The 2557-nt window shown below is 54.3% G+C and carries 3 protein-coding genes; all 3 read right to left on the bottom strand.

The features are described 5' to 3' along the window. Window positions 1–22: 22 nt before the first annotated feature. Genes tnpC through AB7I40_RS23745 form a run of 3 tightly spaced genes read right to left on the bottom strand, consistent with a single transcriptional unit; the run spans window position 23 to window position 2486 of the window. Window positions 23–1615, bottom strand: coding sequence for an IS66 family transposase (tnpC, locus tag AB7I40_RS23755; RefSeq protein ID WP_428348174.1), 1593 nt, complete (start codon window positions 1613–1615; stop codon window positions 23–25). Then, window positions 1616–2068: an IS66 family insertion sequence element accessory protein TnpB gene (gene tnpB / locus AB7I40_RS23750; protein ID WP_428348173.1), complete on the bottom strand. Its 453-nt coding sequence runs from the start codon at window positions 2066–2068 to the stop codon at window positions 1616–1618. Next, window positions 2058–2486, bottom strand: coding sequence for a hypothetical protein (locus AB7I40_RS23745; protein WP_428348172.1), 429 nt, complete (start codon window positions 2484–2486; stop codon window positions 2058–2060). The genes tnpB and AB7I40_RS23745 overlap by 11 nt, the downstream gene beginning before the upstream one ends. Window positions 2487–2557: the final 71 nt, after the last annotated feature.

Raw genomic sequence — 2557 nt, 5'->3', positions numbered from 1 at the left:
GTAACCACTGCCTAATTCGCGTCTAACCAGTGGGTGTGGTGGCAGGTACCCTGATGTGTTGCGCATATTCCAGCGGCGTCATGACCGAATTTCCCGCTGCGATGCGCTTGAGGCTCATCAGTATGAAAGCACGCGGGTCCAAATCATTCTTCTTAGCGCTTTCAATGATTGTGTAAAGAGTCGCGGCCGTCTCAGCACCCGTGTGGTTGTTGGAGCCGTAAAAGTTCTTTCTACCCATCACTGCATGCCTGATTGTCCGCTCAGCCTCATTGTTCGAGAGCGGAAGTCGGATGTCAGTTAGGAAGAGAGTGAACCCATCCCATCGTTCAAGTAGGTATTCGAGGGCCTTTCGTTTCTGGCTCTTTGGGCGAGACTTCGGATATTCGCTCATCAAAGCCTGGCGAAGACGCTTCGTGATTAGACCGCTCCGCTCGTCCCGTAGTTTCTTGAGCTGTTCGAACGTTCGCGCCTCTCGCTCGATAGCAAACAACTCGTCGATGTCGTCGAGGATGGCCATAACACCTGGATCGTCGTGCTCCACCGGCAAGAACTTTCGGCGGGCATGGGCCCAGCAGTATCCTTGGGCTATCCCAGCCTCTTCCAAAATATTGTAGCCGGAGTAGCCGTCGGTCAGCACAACACCATTGAGCCCCTCGAGTTTCTCCTGGATCGCCTTGCCCGAGCGTGAAGGCTTGAAGAAGTAATAAGACCCGAGGCGGTTGGAGATGACCCACATGTAACCGTCTTTCTGATCCTTGTCCTGGATCCGCCACGGCGTCTCGTCGAGGTGCAAAGCCACGTTCGAGGCTTCTCTAATAAGCTCGGCCTTTATCCTTTCTGCCATCTCCTCGAGCGAGGCCGCCCCGAGAGCGCAAAAGCGCGACAGGGTGCTCGTCCGCATGCCAGCAAGACCCAGCGACGCCATCATACGCACTTGCCTGTCCAGAGGGATGTGAGACACATACTTATCGGCAACCGTTGCGGCCACCACTTCAGTCGAGTAGTTCATGCCCGGCAGAAGTGCATCAGGGCCGGGGGCCGTCACGATCACATCCTTTTCAAAGGCGTCGGGATTGAACTCGTCCTTGAGACGGTATTTTTTCTTCTGGTGCACTTCCTTGATGTAGGAACGCTCGACGATCTGGATTCTGGTCACGGTGTCAAATGCCCCTGGGATCTCTTCCCACTGGCTCGCCGAGGGTGATTCGAGCCCGCGCAACTCACTTTCTTTTTTCAAGTCGGTATCATTCAAGCCATGCTGGAACTTCGACTCGGGAACGCCCCTCCATTTGTCTTTCTGGGATTTTGGCTCCTCAGGAGCGGGGAACGCCGCTTGCGAGAACAACTGGGCATCTTCTTGGCTCTTCTCGCGAGATTCCTTTTGTCCCTCCCGCTTATCCTCGGAGCGACCAAAGAGCTTGCGCCTCAGTAACTTTAAATCCTCCTCTATATTGAGCCGTGCCTGGTCGCGAGCGGCCTTGTCCTTTTCGATCTGATCGATAACTTTGAGAAGCCGGTCGTTCTCCTGGATCACCATGAGCGACAATGCCCGGAGGACCTCCGGGTTTGTCTCCTCTTTCACCAGCTCCAGTGCTCGTTCAAGTGATGTGCCCATTCACGTGGGAAGATTCATCTCTCCCATCGGAAGTTCAAGTCGCTCCCGTTGTGTCGTAAATATTTTCTTAATATCTACGGATTCGAAGCGGTCCGAAAACTCCTGCTGGTCAAGCCGATCGGCAGCTTCGCCGAACACGGGCCTGCGTACAACTCCGCCATGGAAGATGAGTTTAAGTTCTTCCAGCGTAATCTCCGTGCGCCCGAGCAGCTCCGCATGGGACATAAAACGGTTTCGCTCGATCCGTTTTGCGACAAGGACCAGTCCGGAGCCATCATACACGAGGATTTTCATCCTCGAGCGGTTCTTGCCGAAAAACACATACGCGTGTCCCTCGTTCATTTTTGCTTGCATGTGCTGGACACAATAAAGATGGAGCTTTTCAAAACCCGCTCGCATATCGATGGTGTCCTTATAAACCAGGATTTTTATTCCCGATCGCTCAAGAAGCATGGCTCACCCCATCTCTCAACCCCAAGATGAGTCTCAGCAACACGTCTTCACTCAAACCCTCGATGCGGTAACCCTCCGGCGTTGTGACGGTCAGGGCCGCCGGGGTCATTTCAGATTTTGTGGCCGTTACGGTTACGGGTTTTGAAATGCTCGGCAATTTTGGCCCGGCCACCGTGATCTCGTGGAATCCGGATCGTTCGCCGGCCTTCCGCCGCTTGTATCGCCACAAAATCACCGTCTCGTATGAAATTCCAGTTTTCTGAGCAACCTGCTTGGCGGGAATGCCGAGCTCGTCCAATTCAGCGATGCGGGTCTTAATTGCCTTCGGCCACACCCGCCGCCCCTTGCCCACCTCGGCCACGTATTGCGCCTTGATCTGGCGGATTTCCTCGATCAGTGTTGCCGCTCTGTCTGTCATGATGCACCTCCTCCGAGGGACTATGACAGAAGGGCAAACGGAAATTTAGATGCGATTTACGCAGTGGTTAC

It is taken from the genome of Nocardioides sp. (assembly GCF_050246775.1).
Taxonomy (GTDB): domain Bacteria; phylum Actinomycetota; class Actinomycetes; order Propionibacteriales; family Nocardioidaceae; genus Nocardioides.
The sequence above is the reverse complement of the archived record's forward strand: the minus strand, read 5'-3'. Positions and strand labels throughout refer to the sequence as shown.

Bases quoted from the DNA above. Each gene is read 5' to 3' on its own strand.
- tnpC (WP_428348174.1), bottom strand. From the start codon at position 1,615: ATGGGCACATCACTTGAACGAGCACTGGAGCTGGTGAAAGAGGAGACA.
- tnpB (WP_428348173.1), bottom strand. From the start codon at position 2,068: ATGCTTCTTGAGCGATCGGGAATAAAAATCCTGGTTTATAAGGACACC.
- AB7I40_RS23745 (WP_428348172.1), bottom strand. From the start codon at position 2,486: ATGACAGACAGAGCGGCAACACTGATCGAGGAAATCCGCCAGATCAAG.